The sequence below is a fragment of the Janthinobacterium svalbardense genome (genome assembly GCF_002327145.1).
Lineage (GTDB): Bacteria > Pseudomonadota > Gammaproteobacteria > Burkholderiales > Burkholderiaceae_D > Janthinobacterium > Janthinobacterium tructae.
This window is the reverse complement of the sequence record NZ_CP023422.1, coordinates 4,557,147-4,574,446: the sequence shown is the minus strand read 5'-3', so window position 1 is coordinate 4,574,446 and position 17,300 is coordinate 4,557,147. Positions and strand designations below refer to the sequence as shown.

Here is a 17,300-nt window from a genome sequence, read left to right as displayed (position 1 = left end):
CATGACAGACGGTTTTTCCTATCAGGCGGCGTTTGCCCGCAACCTGGGCTGGGTCACGCAGGCGGAGCAGGACAGCTTGCGCGGCAAGCGCGTGGCCATTGCCGGCATGGGCGGCGTGGGCGGGGTGCATTTGCTGACCTTGGCGCGGCTGGGCATCGGCGCCTTTCACATCGCCGATTTCGATACCTTCGATATCGCCAACTTCAATCGCCAGGCCGGCGCCATGATGTCCACCCTGGGCCAGCCCAAGGTGGCCGTGCTGGCGCAGATGGCGATGGACATCAATCCCGAACTGGAGATTAAACAATTTCCTGACGGCATACACGACAGCAACCTGGCGGAGTTTTTTGCCGGTGTCGACCTGTATGTGGACGGCCTGGATTTCTTTGCCTTTCCTGCGCGCCAGGCCACCTTCGCCACCTGCGCGCGTCTGGGTATCCCCGCCATCACGGCCGCGCCGCTGGGCATGGGCACGGCCGTGCTCAGCTTCATGCCGGGCGGCATGACGTTCGAAGAGTATTTTGGCTGGGGCGACTTGCCCGAGGAAGAAAAAGCTTTGCGCTTTCTCGTCGGGCTGGCGCCGGCGGGCTTGCACGGCCCCTACCTGGTCGACCCGTCGGCCATCAACCTGAAGGAGCGGCGCGGACCGTCGACCATCATGGGTTGCCAGCTGTGCGCAGGCGCGGCCGCCACCGAGGCGCTGAAAATACTCTTGAAGCGCGGCAAGGTGATGGCGGCGCCGCACGGCATGCATTTCGACGCCTACCGCAACAAGCTCGTGCGTACCTGGCGTCCCGGTGGCAACCGTCATCCGCTGCAACGCCTGACGATGGCCATCATCAAGCGGCGGCGCGCGGCGCAGGGGGCATGATGGCACAAGCACCGCTGATCGCGCAGATCGATTCTGTGCTGGAAAACATCCTCGACCTGGCGCGCTGGGCACCCAGCGGCGACAATACGCAGCCGTGGCGCTTTGAAGTCGTGGATCCGCGCCATGTCGTCGTGCATGGCTTCGATACGCGCAGCCACTGCGTGTACGACCTCGACGGCCATCCCAGCCAGCTGTCGCTGGGTGCCTTGCTCGAAAGTATGGCGCTGGCGGCCAGCAGCCATGGCTTGCGCATGGAAGCGCGACGGCACGGCGGCTTGCCCGACACCTTGCCCACGTTTGATGTGCACTTTGTTGCTAGTCCCGGCATGCTGCCCGACCCGCTGGCGGCCTTCCTGCCGCAGCGCAGCGTGCAGCGGCGACGGCTGAGCACGCGCCGCCTGCGCGCCAGTGAAAAAGCGGCGCTGGCGGCCAGCTTGCCGCCCGGCTACAGCGTGCAGTGGTTCGAAGGCTGGCGCATGCGCCTGGCCTGCGCGCGCCTGATGTTCGACAATGCGAAGCTGCGCCTGACCATGCCCGAAGCGCACAAGGTGCACCGCGACGTCATCGAATGGGGCGCGCGCTTCAGCGCCGACCGCATCCCGGAGCAGGCGCTCGGTGTCGACCCGATGACGGCGCGGCTGATGCGCTGGGTCATGCACAGCTGGCGCCGCGTGGATTTTTTCAACACCTGGCTGGCTGGCACCGTCGCGCCCCGGTTGCAGATGGACTTGCTGCCGGGCCTGTATTGCGCTGCGCATTTCGTGCTGCTGGCCGAGGTGCCGCCGCGTCACATCGACGATTACGTGGCGGCGGGCAGGGCCATGCAGCGCTTCTGGCTGACGGCTACGCAGCTGGGCCTGCAGTTACAGCCGGAACTGACGCCGCTGATCTTCGCCCGTTATGTGCGCGAACGGCGGGCCTTTTCGCGCACCGACGGCATGCTGGAGCTGGCGCAGGAACTGGCGCTGCAATGCCAGGCCGTGCTGGGTGCGGTGGCGTTTGATCGGGCCGTGTTCCTTGGCCGCATCGGCGCCGGCCAGGCGGCGCAGGCGCGCTCCTTGCGCCGGCCGTTGCAAGACTTGCTGGTGGCACCGGTCAACGGGAGGACGCTTGCGTGAACGGCATGGGCTTGCCGGCTGCCGCAGCGAAAAAAGCCGCTGAGGACATCAGCGGCTTTCAGACGGGATGATCGCATGTCAAGCCTGGCGCTGCCCGCGTTGCTGGCGGCGCGCAGTCATGCCCAGGCCAAACAGGCCGATACCGAGCAGGGCGATGGTGCCTGGTTCAGGTACAGCTGCCTGGAATAATTCCAGGCCGCCACCGTCGGCCATCGCGACGAAACTGTCGGTCAGGCTGCCGCCGATGAAGCTGTTGGTATTCCCGCTGAGGGACTCCAGCGGGAAAAACGGGTTGGGGTTGACGAAGAACAACTGTCCTTGCGGTGTCAATGTGGCGTTAAGCAAGGCTTTGAAGTCGCCCTGGGCCAGGCCGGCGAAAATGTGTGCTTCGCCCACGTCGAGCGTGTAGGTCACGATCGCAAAGTCATCCCCGGCGGCACCACCCACATTCACCGGCGAGCCTGCAACGTTACTGACCGACAGTGACGTGTCCTGGTTGGGGTCGATGTACAAGGTCATGGTCAGGGTTTGAAATGTAGCGTGGATCCCGCCCGCCAGCGTATCGGACTGACCGGTGATGCTGAACAGGCCATAGATGCCATAGCCATTCAGGGCGTTCAGTTGCGATGGCACGCTGCCGCCGGTGGGACTGCCGAAAGCGGCCTTGGTCAGAAAGCCTGTTTGAGTGAAGGGATCGTTGCCGCCACCCAAGCCGCCAACGATGGTTTGTTCGACGCGCGCGTGATATTCAAAGCTGATGCGGTCGGCCACCACCAGATTGGCTGCTGTGCCGGGGACGGAACCTTCATTGACGGTAAACAAGGGACCAGCGAATGCGGGAGCACTGATCAGCGCGGCGCCGATGGCGGCCGCGGAGATAGCGAAACGCAGGAATGAAGACAGCGGTTTCATGGCATTTCCTTCAGCGTGAGGGTTGATCGGACCAGGTCACTGTGGCGGCTGCCTCAGATAACCTCATACGCCCTTGAAGCAGAATTCGTACCATGTAATATTTGTATTTGAATTCAACAGCTTATAAAAACAGGGATGCCATTTTTCGTGCTTGTGTAAAAAAAATCGACGTTTTAGCCGGCCTATGGCGCGGCTCGCGGGCGCCAGTTTTTCCTGTCATCGGCTAGAGTGGGGCAAAGGAGGTCACCATGCAACTACCATCCCGTCATGCAGCGCTGCGTGGGCATAGCACGCCTGAACCGGATATCCCGCCGCCACCCGAAGGCGATCCTTTGATGCCGCCGCCGGAAAAGCCGCCGCACACGGAGCCCGTGCCTGTCGAGGAACCGACGCCACCGCCGCCGCCCGTCAGGATGGGCTAACCAAGTCGTCGCACGCCTGAGCGCACCTGAGCGGCGATGCCACTGCCGCGCGCTGTTTATTTCTGACCGGAAATGGATTGCGCGGGCGGCGGGATCGCTACGCCAATTAAACAACAAAAATACCAATAAACGTTGCCGAGTGGATACAAATCAAGCGCTAACTGCTGTGTGTCATGCGGCCGTCACGATTCTGTTCTTATAATGAGACATCATAAAAATTCTTGTACAGGAGACCATCATGGGCAATTCCTTGCATAACAAAATCTACCTGGGCCGGCGCCCTGTGATGACCAGCAAAAACCTCGCAGCGCTGGCGCTGGCGGGCGCCGTGGCTGGTTGCGGACTGGCATGGCTGCTGCTGCGCAGCTATAAATAACGCTCATCACGCCCGTGTTTCCGCCGCCTGGCCGGCTGGCGGGCGGCGCTAGATTCACGTTGCCTGTTGCCGATGCGCAGCGGGGCGCGTACCATGGGGGCCGAACACCTGGCCTTTTATGGAAAAGTAATGAAGAACGAGAAATTAACAACCGATGAATATGACGCGCTGGAGCAAGTTGCACGCGGCATCAAGACCGAGCGCCCCAGTGCTTGCGTTGCCCGCAATGCCAAGCGCCTGTCCGGCCTGAAGCTGCTCAGCTATGCACGCGATGGCCGTTTATCCATCACCGAGAAAGCACAGCAGCTGCTGTTCCTGCGCCGCTGCATCATGGGGCTGCGCGCCGTCGCCGCCGATCCGCTGACCAAGCTGGAATCGGACGTGGCCTATTTCCTGGGCAAGAAAGCCCACATCGTGGCACGCGCGGAAGGCGAGGGGCACGACATTTCCGACAAGGGCCGCGACTCGCTGGCCGACATCGACACCCTGGGCCTGTAGAGCCTATCCCAGCAGAAGACGCCCCCTGCCGGGATAGACGCTGCGCTTTGCCACCGGCCCCTGAGGCCGGTTTTCACATCCCACTCTTTTTCTTATTTCCCCTTTGGAGAACACTTTGGACAGCGCGATGAACTGGTCGGCCCACGAACTGACGATGACGGTCCTGATGACGCCCGATATGGCCAACTTTTCCGGCAACGTGCACGGCGGCACCATCCTGAAATACCTCGATAGCGTCGCCTACGCCTGCGCCAGCCGCTATTCGGGCAGCTACGTGGTGACCCTGTCGGTGGATCAGGTGATGTTCCTGCAGCCTATCCACGTGGGGGAGCTGGTGACGTTCCTCGCCTCGATCAATTACACGGGAACGACCTCGATGGAAGTGGGCATCCGCGTGGTGACGGAAAACATCCAGCAGCGCCTGGTGCGCCACGCCAACAGCTGCTATTTCACGATGGTCGCCGTGGACGCCAATCGCAAGCCCGTGGCCGTGCCGCCGCTGGTGCTGGAAACGCCGGAGCAGCAGGTGCGCTTCGAGCAAGCCAAGCTGCGCAAGCTGTCGCGCCAGAAGGTGTCGAAGAAATAAATCCAGCGGACATGAAAAAACGGCCACCAGAGCGATCTGGTGGCCGTTTTTTTATTGCCTGCCGCCTGCTGGCGGCATGGCGCCGTGATTAACGGTCGCCGTAGCTGCGGCGTGCGCCGTCGGTGCTGCGCGGGTTGGAACCCTTGTAGCCGCCGCCGGTGCTAGGTGCGCCGTCTTTGCGTGGTGCGCCTGGCTTGCTGAACGTGCGTTGCGCTGGCTTCGCGCCGCCACGGTTGTCGCCTGGTTTCCAGCCGCCTGGACGGGCGCTCGAACGTGGTGCCGACGCCGTTTTCTTAGGCTCGAAACCTTCGATGACATTGACCGGGATCAATTGCTTGGTGAAGCGTTCGATGCGTTTGACGTTCATGCCTTCAGCGTGGTTCACCAGCGAGATGGCCAGGCCATTGCGGCCAGCGCGGCCGGTACGGCCGATGCGGTGGACGTAGTCTTCCGGGAACTTCGGCAGATCGTAGTTGAACACGTGGGTGATCGTCGGTACGTCGATGCCGCGGGCGGCAACGTCGGTGGCGACCAGCACTTTGACCTGGCCGCGGCGCATGCCGTCCAGGGTGCGGTTACGCGCGCCCTGATGCATGTCGCCGTGCAAGGCGGCAGCCGAGAAGCCGGCGATGTTCAGACGGTCGGCGATGGTGTCGGCGTCACGCTTGGTGGCGGTAAACACAACAGCCTGGTCCAGGGTTTCGTCGCGCAGCAGGTGATCCAGCAGGCGATTCTTGTGCGACAGATCGTCGACGAAGTGGACGCGTTGGGTGATGTTTTCATGCTTGTTCGACGAACCGGCGATCTGGATGACCAGCGGGTTTTTCGTGATGCGGCGGGCCATGTTGCCAACCACGCCGTCCAGCGTTGCCGAGAACAGCATGGTTTGACGGCCTTCTGGCGTCGCGTCCACGATTTTTTCGATGTCGTCGATGAAACCCATGTCCAGCATGCGGTCGGCTTCGTCCAGCACCAGGATTTCCAGTTGCGAGAAGTCGATCTTGCCCGAGTCCATGTGGTCGATCAGACGGCCAGGGGTGGCGACCAGAATCTCAGGATTCTTGGCCAGCAATTGCATCTGTTTAGGGTAAGGCATGCCACCCAGGATCGACACAGCCTTGATGCGGCGGATGCCGGTGCTGTACTTGTCTGTGTTGGTGGTCACTTGCAGGGCCAGTTCGCGCGTTGGCGTCAGCACCAGCATTTTTGGCTGGGCAGCCTTGAAGCGTGGACGCTCACCGCGGGCGCGCGATGCTTGCATTTCCTGGTTCGGCGTCTTGCTGGCGGCGCTTTGTTCGGCGCTGGCCAGTTTGTGCAGCGACGGCAGCATGAAAGCTGCGGTCTTGCCCGAACCGGTCTGCGACGAGACCAGCAGGTCACGGCCTTCAATCGCGGCTGGAATCGCTTGCGACTGTACCGCGGTTGGCGCGGTGTAGCCCGATTCGGTCAGAGCGGCGATGATGGACGGATGCAGGCCTAAGGATTCAAATGTCATTCTTTTCTTTCGTAAAAATCAGCGTTCTTGCAAAAAGCAGAACGCAAAATAGCAACGCCAACCAAAACGAAATGACTCAACTAGAAAGAAATTTCGGCACAAAAGCTTTGCGCCGGGACGGTGTCAGGTGCGACACACAAGGCGGGAGGGCTTTATAAGCGGCATCCTGTGGATGCGCTAAGGCTTGCGAAGCTGCTAAGTTTGTAATTGCATGTTACTGCGGTGTTGCCATCGCTTCAAGCGAACATATTGCAGCGCACAACGACACTATACCGTATTTGCCGCCGTTTTGCACGGCCTAAATGGGAAGAAACGACAGTCCTACCACGTTTTGAATATGTTTCCTATGCGAAATAAGTAAGAATACGTAGTTTTCGTTGATTTAATTGAGCATGGCCACGATGTCGGCGGGCAGTGGGGGTGCCTGTGCCGTTTCCCTGGCCAGGTTGATTTGCCGGGTGACCTGCGCCAGTTCGGCCAGGCCGGGTTCCAGCTGATATGTTCCCTTGGCATGCAGCCATGCCAGTACGTCGGCCAGGTGCCAGATGCTGGCGCTGCCCTCATGCACGGGCACGGGGAAGCTATGGCGGTGTTTGCTCATCAGCTTGTGCAGGTTTTGGCGGGACAGGCCCAGTACCTGCGCCACGTCCGTCAAGCCCACGAAGTCGGGCGCGGCCTCGAACAACACGGCATCGGGTACGATGACCTTGACGTCGGCCAGGGCGCTCAGCAGCGCTTCGTTGGCATTGCTGGCCTCGCGCGTGAATTCCAACGCCAGCCGTCCCGCTTGCCCGATGCCAGCCAAGGCGTCGTCGCAACCGCCACTGCCCAGGCGCTCGACCAGCGCGTCGAGGTCGTGTTCGTGGTCGGGCAGGCGATACTTGAGCGTAAAGATGTAATCCATGATGGCTATCCCCGGGATTTGCGTTGCATGCAGTCGTGCATCAGTTTATTGAAAGTGCAATTATCTACTACTCGCCGGATCGCTCGTGCGTGGTTGCCCGGATTCTTTGGTGTGCTCCAGATGCAGGCGATGCAAAACTCGCCGCAGCGGCAGCCGTCGTCATTGTAGGGGCAATAGATTTTCCCCCAGGCATGGCTGCCACCGACTTCCACGCGCCAGCCCTGGCTTTCCGCGTGGCGCAGCGCCGCTTCGATTTCTTTCTTCGGGTGCGAGGAGCGCGCCATGTGATGTCTCCAATGTATGTCAACATTTTTCAGTTGTCAAGTGACAACCGAAAAATATCGGCCATCACCGCATTACTCTACTTCGGGATTGACGGCCATCACTTGCGAAAAGCCGCCATCGACGTAGGTAATCTCGCCCGTGATGCCTGAGGCCAGGTCGGATAGCAAAAAGGCCGCCGTGTTGCCCACTTCTTCGATGGTGACGTTGCGGCGCAGCGGGGCGTGTTCCGCCACAAAGCCCAGCAGTTTACTGAAATCCTTGATGCCGGAGGCGGCCAGGGTCTTGATGGGGCCGGCGGAGATGCCGTTGGCGCGGATGCCGCGCGGGCCCAGCGACTCGGCCAGGTAGCGCACGGACGCTTCCAGCGACGCCTTGGCCAGGCCCATGGTGTTGTAATAGGGCACGGCGCGCACGGCGCCCAGGTAAGTCAGGGTCAGGACCGAGGCGCCCGGATGCAGCAGGGGCAGGGCGGCCTTGGCCATGGCAGGAAAACTGTAGGCGGAAATATCGTGCGCGATGCGGAAGCTGTCGCGCGACAGGCCGTCGAGGAAGTCGCCGGCAATCGCCTCGCGCGGCGCAAAGCCGATGGCGTGCACCAAGCCATCGAGGTGTTCCCAATGCTGCGCCAGGTCGCTGAAGACGGCGCTGATCTGATCATCGCTGGATACGTCGCAGTCGAAGACCAGTGCGCTGCCGAATTCGGCCGCAAATTCCGTGATGCGTTCCTTGAAGCGCTCGCCCACATACGTGAAGGCGAGGGTCGCGCCTTCGCGGTGGCAAGCCTTGGCGATGCCGTAGGCGATGGAGCGGTTCGACAGCAGGCCCGTGATGAGGATTTTTTTGCCTTGCAAGAAAGCCATGACGACTCCTGTCTGGGGTGGTGGGCGGGTAAGGCGGATGTGCAACCGGCCGCGACAGCAAAGCTGTGGCGGCCGGTGAGGTGCGTCAATACAACTCAGGCGATCAGTGACGCGCTTTTGCCCGGCTGTTGCCGCCGCCGCGCTGGATGCGCGGTTTTACCAGGGAAATTGGCGCAGCTTGCACCTTGCCGCCCTTGGCGACGCGGCGCAGTGTCTTGGCGGCCCGTTCCGGACGGTCCGCTTCCAGCAGCATGGTGGCGCTGTCGGCGATTTCCTGGGTGATATCCTTGTTCATCGTGGCCGAAGTCTTCGGCACGAGGATGGTGGAGCCGGCGCGCAGGCTGGTGCGCTGGGGGATGTTGTTGGCCTGGCGCAGCACATCGGCCGTGGTGCCGAATTTCGACGCCAGGGTTTCGATGCGTTCGCGCGCATTGGTGATCTTGTGCGTCGTCCAGCTCGACAAGGCATGGCCCCATTGCGCCAGGTTGGTGGTGAACTTGGCCGCATTTTCCTGTGGCAACAAAATCTTGGTCTTTTCGCCGCCGATGATGACGGGGCGGTTGAATTGCGGGTTCAGCGCCTTGAATTCGTCGGTCGACAGTTCGGCCAGCTGGGCCGCGACGGTGATGTCGATGTCGCTGGTCTTGTCGATGGCCGTGAAATACGGCTGGTTGTCGACCACGGGCAGGGTCAGGCCGAACTGGGCCGGATTGGCGATGATGTTTTTCACCGCTTGCAGTTTCGGCACGTAGTTGCGCGTTTCGGCCGGCATCAGGTCGGCCAGGCTTTCGAAGTCGGTCGGTTTGCCCAGCGCCTGGCTTTTCTTGATGGCACGCTGCACCGAGCCTTCGCCCCAGTTGTAGGCGGCCAGCGCCAGTTGCCAGTCGCCAAACATGTCATACAGGCGCTGCAGGTACGTCAATGCCGCATCGGTCGAGGCCAGCACGCCGCGGCGGTCGTCCTTGAACATGGTTTGCTTGAGGTTGAAATCGCGTCCGGTGGCCGGCACGAATTGCCACAGGCCGGCCGCACTGGCGCTGGAGAATGCCTGCGGGTTGAAGGCGGACTCGATAAACGGCAGCAAGGCCAGTTCCGTCGGCATGCCGCGCTTTTCCAGTTCCTGCACCACGTGGAAGATATAACGCGAGGCGCGCGCCGTGGTGCGAGCCAGGTGGTCGGGGCGGGTGGCATACCAGTTGACGTGGTTCGCCACCAGCTGGTTGTTGATGTCGGGAATCGCATAACCGCTGCGGATGCGGCCCCAGACGTCGGCTTCGCGCAGCGGATCGGAATTGTCGCTGAGGTTTTTCAGCAGGCGGTCGGTCTTTTGCAGGCGGTTGTCGAGGGTAGGGAGTTTCGCCGTGACCTGGGCGGTCATCGGGATCAGGGCGGGTGTGGTTGCAGCGACTGGCGCGTTATCGCTCTCAACACCGGCTTCGTACGCCTGGCTGAGGGCGGGCGCAAGCGCCAGGGCCAACGCCGCCAGGACGGTAGATTTAAAGGAGTTTTCGTGCATAGTGTTCCATTGTTGTCGTCGGAGAAACATCGGACTGACCCATGATCAAGCTGCGAGTGTACGTATATCCACATGCCGGAGTCAAGAATTATGTCAGCATGATGACAGGAAATACGCGGCAATAAGTGGGAAACGACAAGGTTTCCATTCGCAGATGCTGTCATTATTGCAAATTTAATTTGCCCGATGCGCGATTCGGCCGCTGTTATAGCATACATGGCGGGGGCGATGGCGCAAGCCTGGCAGCCGTCGAGTATGAGACTGCGCAAAGAGTGCGTACAATTTGGCTTTGGCCGGCCATTGAGCTGCCGGCCGCCATATTGATAGAGAGTCATGCATATGAACACCCCGCCGCGCCACGACGACGACAACGCCGTCATCATCGCCAATACCGTTGCCTGGCTGGAAAAGGCCGTGATCGGCCTGAACCTGTGCCCGTTCGCCAAGGCCGTGCACGTCAAGAAGCAGATCCGCTATGTGGTGTGCGAATCGAGCAATCCGGAAGATCTGCTGGCGATGCTGATGGACGAGCTGCAAACGCTGGCCGACACGGACCCCGAGCAGATCGACACGACCTTGCTGATCCATCCGTACACCCTCAACGATTTCCTCGACTACAACGAGTTTCTCGATGTGGCCGATGCGGCCGTGGAAGACATGCACCTGGCCGGCGAATTGCAAGTGGCCAGTTTCCATCCGCACTACCAGTTTGCCGAGACGTTCGAGGACGACATCAGCAACTACACCAACCGCTCGCCGTATCCGACCCTGCACTTGCTGCGCGAAGACAGCATCGAGCGCGCCGTCGAAGCGTTCCCGGAAGCGTCGGAAATTTTTGACAAGAATATCGCCACACTGGAAGCGCTGGGCGTCGAAGGCTGGGAAAAGCTCGGCTTGCCGAAGGTATCCTGATGGCTGACAAGGAATTGCCGCCGCGTCCCGATACGCCGTGCGTGGCGGTCTGCTCGACCACCTTCGACGAAATCTGCCGCGGCTGCGGCCGCAGCGTGGTGGAAGTGGCCCACTGGGTGTCGATGACGGAGGAAGAGAAGGAAGTGGTGTGGGTGCGGATTCTTTCTCAAGGGTATCCGCGCCGGAATACTTAATAGCGACGCAATAGAGCAGTATCCCCCTATTGCGTCGACGCTTAAGCAAATCGTAGCGAGCGGCGATGATTTGTGGCTAAGAAGCGCAGCCGTACTCAAGTACGGCGAGCATCGCAGGCCGCAAAGCGCGCCGCGCAGTAGATTTGCTTATGCGTCTCAGAAACTGCCGATAAAGTCTTTCTTGCCCACTTCGATGCCATTGTGGCGCAGGATGTCGTACGCCGTCGTCGCGTGGAAGAAGAAGTGCGGCAGCGCGTAGTGGAACAGATACGTCTGGCCCGTGAAGTGCTTGGTCTTTTCGCCGCTGCCGGTGGTGATGGCGCGCGTTTCGCTGCCGTCGATGTCCGCTTGCGGCAGGCTTTCCAGGAAGGCGATGGTTTTCACGATGCGCGCTTTCAGCTCTGCAAAGCTCTGTTCGCTGTCTTCATACGGTGGCACGGCCACGCCGGCCAGGCGCGCGCCGCAGCCCTTGGCGAAGTCGGTGGCGATCTGGATCTGGCGCACGAAGGGCAGCATGTCCGGGAACAAACGGAATTGCAGCAGGGCGTTAGGGTCGATTTTCTTGTCTTGCGCGTGCGTTTCCGCCTTGTCCAGGATGGCGGCCAGGCTGCCCAGGATCTGTTTGAAGACGGGGATGGAAGCGGAGTAGATAGAGAAGGTCATGGTGGTTCCTCGAGGTAAAGTGGCGCGATGATAGCAAGCTGCGCGTTTTTCTGCTGGCGCTGGCCGGGCGCGCCAGCCCGCGTGTGGTTTTTCAGCCCTGTGTATATGGCATGAGGTTGCCGTTGGTGCGTGTTTGTTGGTGACTTCCCCCGCTTTTTCCATGCATAATTGCTCCTGAAAAAGTTTCTTCCCGCCTTATCACCCGGATTCCCCTGTAAAGTTCCATGATCGCCTGCCTGATCCCTGTTGCCCTGTTGCCGCATGTTTAATTCGCCCTATCAGCGCTTGCGCGCCAGCCTGCGTGTGCTGTACGGCTCGTCGATCTATGGCGCCTTGCTGCTGGTGGTGTTTGGCGGCCTGGTCGTGCCCGCCATTTTCGGCAGCTATCTGCTGGTCGGCGTGCATGAACGCCAGTCGGCGCGCACCAGCCTGAACGAAGCCTTGCAGCGCAATGCCGACATCCTGGCGCTGGGCATGCAGGAATCGCTGTGGAACATGAATGCGGAATCGGCCCATTCGCTGGTCGAGTCGGTAATGCGCGACCGCGCCGTGCTGCTGGTGAAGGTGCTGGGGCAGGGCGACACGGAATTCATCAGCCTGCAGGCGCCGCAGCGGCCCGTGGGCAATCTGTACCGCGCCGAGCGCGACATCCTCGTGCGTGGCGAACGCATCGGCCACATCGTCGTCGAGATGGACGATGCGCGCAGCCAGCAGGAGCTGCGCGAAAAGCAGATGTCCTATATTTTCGTGCTGGGCGCACAGCTGGCCGTGTCGATGGCGCTGATCGTGCTGTTCCTGAACCGCCGCCTGTTGAAACCCCTGCGCCGCCTGACGCGCTTTTCCGACCGCCTGTCGCACGGCGATTTTGACACGCCGCTGGCCTCGCATAGCAATGACGAGTTGGGCCGCCTGACGGCCCAACTCGAGCAAATGCGCGCGGCCATTCGCCAGCTGTTCGAGGACGTGGGCCAGCGCGAAGAGCGTTTCCGCACCATCGTCACGCAAGTGCCGGGCGCCGTTTTCCGCTACCGGCCCGACGGGCCCATCGATTTCGTCAGCGATGCCATCGAAGACATCGCCGGCTATTCTGCGCGCCAGTTCATGCGCGGCAGCACGTACGCCTGGGCCGACCTGATCTGCCCGGAAGACCGCCGCGAACACCGCCGCGCCGTGCGCCAGGCGGTGCTTGAGGTGCGCCCGTATGCGCTGGAATACCGCATCATCGACGCCTTCGGCATCGAGCGCTGGGTGGCCGAGAATGGCCAGCCGCAGGCCGGTGAGCAGGGCGTCGTCTGGGTCGACGGCATCATTGCCGACATCAGCCAGCGCAAGCACCACGAGATGCGCATCGAGGCGCTGCTGACGGAGCAAAGCGCCATCCTCGACAATGTGATGTTCGGCGTGATGTTCGTGCGCCACCGCCGCATCATTTCCGTCAACCGCCGCTGCGAGGAGCTGTTCGGCTACGCTCACGCCGAAATGACGGGCTGTTCGACCGCCATCGTCTTCCCCTCGCACTTCGAGTTCGAGGCGGCGGGCGAGCGCCAGTATCCGGCCCTGGCGGCTGGCGGCGACTTCAGCGAGGAGCGCCACTACCTGCGCCAGGACGGCAGCCAGTTCTGGGCCCTGGTCAGCGGTTGTGCGCTCGATCCGCTGCACCCCAACGACGGCAGCATCTGGGTGTATGCCGACATCACCTCGCGCAAGGAAGCCGAGGAAAAGCTGCGCCTGTCGGCCACCGTGCTGGAACATATCGCCGATGGCGTGATGGTGGTCGATCCCGCCGGTATCATCGTCGCCGTCAACCCGGCCTTCACGCAGATCACGGGCTACCATGAAGCCGAGGCGCTGGGACGGCACTCGTCGCTGACGCGTTCGCAGCGCCACGACGCGGCGTTTTACCAGGCCATGTGGGATGCATTGATCGCCTCGGGCTTCTGGCGCGGCGAGATCTGGCACCAGCGCAAGAACGGCGACATCTACCTGGAGTGGCTGACCATCAGCGCCGTGCGCGACACGCATGGCGTCACCACGCATTATGTGGGCGTGTTCAGCGATATCACCCTGCTCAGGGAGTCGCAGGAAAAGCTCGACCACATGGCGCACCACGATCCGCTGACGGCGCTGCCGAACCGCCTGCTGTTCCACGACCGCCTGCAGCACGCCTTGCTGCGCGCTGCGCGCGAGCAGGAGCAGCTGGCCGTGCTGTTCATCGACCTGGACCGTTTCAAGAACGTCAACGACACCCTGGGCCACCATATCGGCGATGAATTGCTGCAAAAGGTGGCCGGCCAGCTGGCGGCCCGCCTGCGCGAGGGCGATACGCTGGCGCGCCTGGGCGGCGACGAATTCATCGTGCTGCTCGAGCGCGTCGATGGCGAATACGGCGCCACGCAGGTGGCGGAAAAGCTGATGACCATGTTCGAGCAGCCGTTCACGGTGGCCGGCCATGAATTGTTCGTCACGTGCAGCGTGGGCATCAGCCTGTATCCGGACGATGCGCTGGACTTGAATATGCTGATCCGCAATGCCGACGTGGCCATGTACCAGGCCAAGGCGCGCGGGCGTAATGGCTACCGCTTCTATGCGCCGTCGATGACGGGCGAGGGCGTCGAGCGCCTGCGCCTGGAAACCTTCCTGCGCCGCTCGCTGGAAAAGAACGAGATGTTCCTGAATTACCAGCCGCAGGTGGAAATCGACACGGGCCGCCTGGTCGGCGTGGAGGCGCTGGTGCGCTGGAACCACCCGGAACTGGGCCTGGTGCCACCGGTGCGCTTCATCCCGCTGGCCGAGGACAGCGGTTTCATCAACCAGCTGGGCAAATGGGTGCTCGACGAAGCATGCCGCCAGATGATGCGCTGGCAGGCGCAGGGCTTGCACGTGCCGAAGATGGCCGTCAACCTGTCGGTGAAACAGTTCGAGCGGGGCAGCATTGCCGGCATGGTGGCCGACATTCTGAAGGAAACGGGGCTGGAGCCGCAGCGCCTGCAGCTGGAAGTGACGGAATCGGTGATCATGAACACGGGCGACGCGCTGGGCTTCATCAACGATCTGCACGCCATCGGCGTGGGACTGGCCATCGACGACTTCGGCACCGGCTATTCCTCGCTCGCGTACCTGAAACAGCTACCCGTGCAGACCTTGAAGATCGACCGCTCCTTCATCAAGGATATCTCGACGGATGTGAACGACGAGGCGATTGCGATTGCCATCATCCAGTTGGGCAAGAGCATGCACTTGTCGGTGATCGCCGAGGGCGTGGAGACGGAAGAGCAGGCCGCTTTCCTGCTGCGCCATGGCTGCAAGCTGGCGCAAGGTTATTTTTATAGCCGCCCGGTGCTGGCAGAGGATATGCTGGAGCGCTGGCTCGACCCGCTGGAACCACCACTAACTAATTAAAAGGTATCCCATGGCCGGAGAAAAAAACACCTCGCGCCGCCGTTTCCTGCTCGGCGGCCTGGGCCTCGGCGTGGCCGGCGTGGGCGCCCTGGTGCTGGGCTGGGGCGTGCTGCCGCCGCGCCAGCGCCTGCGCGGCAGCGCGCCGCTGCCGCTGCAGGATGGCGCCGTGGCCTTGAACGGCTGGCTGGCCATCGGTACGGACGGCATGGTGACCCTGGCCATGCCGCGCAGCGAGATGGGGCAGGGCGTGCATACGGCCTTGCCCATGCTGGTGGCCGAGGAACTCGACGTACCGCTGGCCAGCGTCAAACTGATCCAGGCGCCGATGGATAAAATCTTCGGCAATGTGGCCATGCTCAAGGACAGCCTGCCGTTCCACCCGGACGACCAGGGCCGCGTAAAAGCGCTGGCGCAGTGGACGGTGGCCAAGGCGGCGCGCGAACTGGGCGTGATCGTCACGGGCGGCTCGTCCAGCGTGAAGGATGGCTGGGGTCCCATGCGCGAAGCGGGCGCGTCCGCGCGCGCCATGCTGGTGGCCGTCGCCGCCGCGCAGTGGCAGGTGCCGGCCGCGCAATGCCGCACGCAGGATGGCGAAGTGCTGCACCCCGATGGCCGGCGCGCCAGCTACGCCAGCCTGGCGCAGCGCGCCGCCGCCATCGATCCGGGCACGCCCGTGCTGAAACTGCCCCAGGATTTCAAGCTGATCGGCCAGCCGGCGCCGCGCCGCGACACGCCCTCCAAAGTGAATGGCAGTGCGCGCTTCGGCATCGATGCGCGCCCGCCCGGCATGCTGTACGCGGCCCTGCATCTGCCGCCGCGCCTGGGCGACACCTTGGCCGCGTTCGACGCGGCACCCATCTTGGCCATGCCCGGCATCAAAAAAGTGCTGGACCTGACGCCGCACCTGGCTCAGCGCAGCGTTTCGTGTGCCGCCGTGGTGGCCGACACCTGGTGGCGCGCCAGGCAGGCAGCCGCCGCCTTGCCGACGCAGTGGAAGGCCGGCCCGCAAGCGAACTTGTCCAGCGCCGGCGTGTATGCGCAGTTTGCCCGCCTGTTAGATACCGAAGCCGGTTATGCGTACCACGCCAGCGGCGAGGTCGAGGGCAAGGTCGCGCAGGGCTTGCGGCAGGTCAGCGCCGAGTATCGCGCGCCGTTCCTCGCGCACGCGGCCATGGAACCCGTCAACTGCACCGCGCAGGTGAGCAATGGCAAGGTGATGCTGTGGGTTTCGACGCAGGCACCTGGCATCGCCGTCGACGTGGCGGCGAAAGTGGCCGGCGTCGACGCGAAGGATGTGACGATCGAGGTGCTGCTGCTGGGTGGCGGTTTTGGCCGCCGCCTGGAGGTGGACATGGTGGCGCAAGCCGTAGCCATCGCGCTGCAGTGCGATGGCGCACCGGTGCAGCTGGTGTGGACGCGCGAACAGGACACACGGCACGATATGTACCGTCCCGCCGCGCTGGCCCGCTTTGCGGCACGCCTCGACGAGCACGGCCGCATCGCGTCCTGGGATAATAAATCCGTCAGTGGTTCCATCACGCATCAGTTTTTGCAGCGCAACTTCGGCTTGCCGGGGGCGGGGCCGGACAAGACCACGGCCGAAGGCGAATTCGACATGCCGTATGAAATCGCCAACCAGCGCATCGCCCACGTGATCGCCGACAGTGCCGTTCCCATCGGCTACTGGCGCTCCGTGGGGCATTCGCACAATGCGTTCTTCAAGGAAAGCTTTATCGACGAGCTGGCGCATGCGGCCGGGCAGGACGGCATCGCCTTCCGTCGCGCCATGTTATTGAACCATCCGCGCCACCTGGCCGTGCTCGATGCGGCAGTCGCCAGGGCGGGCAGTGCGCCGCCCGGCCATGCGCATGGCGTGGCCTTGCACCAGTCGTTCGGCAGCATCGTGGCGCAGGTGGCGCAGGTGTCCGTGGAAAACGGCGAAATTCGCGTGCAGCGCGTGGTGTGCGCCATCGATTGCGGCATCGCCGTCAATCCGAACATCATCGCCCAGCAGATGGAGTCGGCCGTGCTGTTCGGCCTGTCGGCGGCGCTGGGCGGCGAGATCACCTTCAAGGATGGCAAAGTGGAGCAGGGCAATTTCCACGACTATCCCGTGTTGCGCATGGGGCAAACGCCGGAAGTGGAAACCATCATCATCGCCAGCGCCGAGCATCCGGAAGGCGTGGGTGAGCCCGGTACGCCGCCGATTGCGCCGGCAGTGGGCAACGCCATCTTCATCTTGACGGGGAAACGGCTGCGCAGCCTGCCGCTGCGCCTGGCTTGAGGTGG

17 protein-coding genes are annotated in these 17,300 nt (G+C 62.5%); 10 read left to right on the top strand and 7 right to left on the bottom strand.

Going from position 1 to position 17,300, the window contains the following annotated elements; all coding sequences use genetic code 11:
• Position 1 precedes the first annotated feature (1 nt).
• A complete protein-coding gene (locus CNX70_RS20225) occupies positions 2 to 871 on the top strand; it encodes a ThiF family adenylyltransferase (protein ID WP_096236476.1) in 870 nt (289 codons plus the stop codon).
• Positions 868 to 1,989, top strand: coding sequence for a nitroreductase family protein (locus CNX70_RS20220; protein ID WP_341865526.1), 1,122 nt, complete (start codon positions 868 to 870; stop codon positions 1,987 to 1,989). Before CNX70_RS20225 ends, CNX70_RS20220 begins: the two co-directional genes overlap by 4 nt.
• Positions 1,990 to 2,067: 78 nt before the next feature.
• Here the strand turns inward: CNX70_RS20220 and pepA are convergent, their stop codons facing one another.
• On the bottom strand, positions 2,068 to 2,901 hold the full coding sequence (gene pepA, locus CNX70_RS20215) for a flocculation-associated PEP-CTERM protein PepA (RefSeq protein WP_096236474.1): 834 nt from the start codon (positions 2,899 to 2,901) through the stop codon (positions 2,068 to 2,070).
• A 248-nt stretch (positions 2,902 to 3,149) separates the two neighbouring features.
• On the opposite strand from pepA, the gene CNX70_RS28615 reads away from it, so the two are divergent.
• The 4 genes from CNX70_RS28615 to CNX70_RS20205 all read left to right on the top strand — a co-directional run bounded on the left by CNX70_RS28615 (position 3,150) and on the right by CNX70_RS20205 (position 4,783).
• Positions 3,150 to 3,323, top strand: coding sequence for a hypothetical protein (locus CNX70_RS28615; protein ID WP_167389697.1), 174 nt, complete (start codon positions 3,150 to 3,152; stop codon positions 3,321 to 3,323).
• Between the two features lie 238 nt (positions 3,324 to 3,561).
• Positions 3,562 to 3,699, top strand: a complete 138-nt coding sequence (locus tag CNX70_RS28610; protein WP_167389696.1) for a hypothetical protein — start codon at positions 3,562 to 3,564, stop codon at positions 3,697 to 3,699.
• Between the two features lie 129 nt (positions 3,700 to 3,828).
• Positions 3,829 to 4,197, top strand: coding sequence for a hypothetical protein (locus tag CNX70_RS20210; RefSeq protein ID WP_096236472.1), 369 nt, complete (start codon positions 3,829 to 3,831; stop codon positions 4,195 to 4,197).
• 127 nt (positions 4,198 to 4,324) lie between these two features.
• The gene (locus tag CNX70_RS20205; RefSeq protein WP_096238581.1) at positions 4,325 to 4,783 is read left to right on the top strand and encodes an acyl-CoA thioesterase; all 459 of its coding nucleotides are present in this window, start codon (positions 4,325 to 4,327) and stop codon (positions 4,781 to 4,783) included.
• Positions 4,784 to 4,871: 88 nt separating this feature from the next.
• Here CNX70_RS20205 and CNX70_RS20200 read toward each other — a convergent pair whose 3' ends face one another.
• The 5 genes from CNX70_RS20200 to CNX70_RS20180 form a co-directional block, all read right to left on the bottom strand.
• Positions 4,872 to 6,278 (bottom strand): DEAD/DEAH box helicase, encoded by a 1,407-nt coding sequence (locus CNX70_RS20200; protein ID WP_071076465.1) that lies wholly within the window; start codon positions 6,276 to 6,278, stop codon positions 4,872 to 4,874.
• 382 nt (positions 6,279 to 6,660) lie between these two features.
• Positions 6,661 to 7,182, bottom strand: a complete 522-nt coding sequence (locus tag CNX70_RS20195) for a helix-turn-helix transcriptional regulator (protein ID WP_096236470.1) — start codon at positions 7,180 to 7,182, stop codon at positions 6,661 to 6,663.
• A gap of 5 nt (positions 7,183 to 7,187) precedes the next feature.
• Complete coding sequence (locus tag CNX70_RS20190) at positions 7,188 to 7,466, bottom strand: hypothetical protein (protein WP_096236468.1); 279 nt, start codon at positions 7,464 to 7,466, stop codon at positions 7,188 to 7,190.
• Between the two features lie 72 nt (positions 7,467 to 7,538).
• On the bottom strand, positions 7,539 to 8,327 hold the full coding sequence (gene fabI / locus CNX70_RS20185) for an enoyl-ACP reductase FabI (RefSeq protein ID WP_096236466.1): 789 nt from the start codon (positions 8,325 to 8,327) through the stop codon (positions 7,539 to 7,541).
• Between the two features lie 103 nt (positions 8,328 to 8,430).
• Complete coding sequence (locus CNX70_RS20180; RefSeq protein WP_096236464.1) at positions 8,431 to 9,843, bottom strand: transglycosylase SLT domain-containing protein; 1,413 nt, start codon at positions 9,841 to 9,843, stop codon at positions 8,431 to 8,433.
• Positions 9,844 to 10,176: 333 nt separating this feature from the next.
• Here CNX70_RS20180 and CNX70_RS20175 point away from each other — a divergent pair, with 333 nt between their 5' ends.
• Both CNX70_RS20175 and CNX70_RS20170 read left to right on the top strand, forming a co-directional pair.
• A complete protein-coding gene (locus CNX70_RS20175; RefSeq protein ID WP_425269197.1) occupies positions 10,177 to 10,755 on the top strand; it encodes a DUF1415 domain-containing protein in 579 nt (192 codons plus the stop codon).
• A complete protein-coding gene (locus CNX70_RS20170; protein ID WP_096236462.1) occupies positions 10,755 to 10,949 on the top strand; it encodes a DUF1289 domain-containing protein in 195 nt (64 codons plus the stop codon). The genes CNX70_RS20175 and CNX70_RS20170 overlap by 1 nt, the downstream gene beginning before the upstream one ends.
• A gap of 156 nt (positions 10,950 to 11,105) precedes the next feature.
• Here the strand turns inward: CNX70_RS20170 and CNX70_RS20165 are convergent, their stop codons facing one another.
• A complete protein-coding gene (locus tag CNX70_RS20165) occupies positions 11,106 to 11,612 on the bottom strand; it encodes a DUF1993 domain-containing protein (protein ID WP_071322895.1) in 507 nt (168 codons plus the stop codon).
• A 261-nt stretch (positions 11,613 to 11,873) separates the two neighbouring features.
• Between CNX70_RS20165 and CNX70_RS20160 the strand changes: the two genes are divergently transcribed.
• Complete coding sequence (locus CNX70_RS20160; protein ID WP_096236460.1) at positions 11,874 to 15,011, top strand: EAL domain-containing protein; 3,138 nt, start codon at positions 11,874 to 11,876, stop codon at positions 15,009 to 15,011.
• Positions 15,012 to 15,021: 10 nt separating this feature from the next.
• Positions 15,022 to 17,295: a xanthine dehydrogenase family protein molybdopterin-binding subunit gene (locus tag CNX70_RS20155; RefSeq protein ID WP_208624449.1), complete on the top strand. Its 2,274-nt coding sequence runs from the start codon at positions 15,022 to 15,024 to the stop codon at positions 17,293 to 17,295.
• The last annotated feature ends 5 nt before the right edge of the window (positions 17,296 to 17,300 follow it).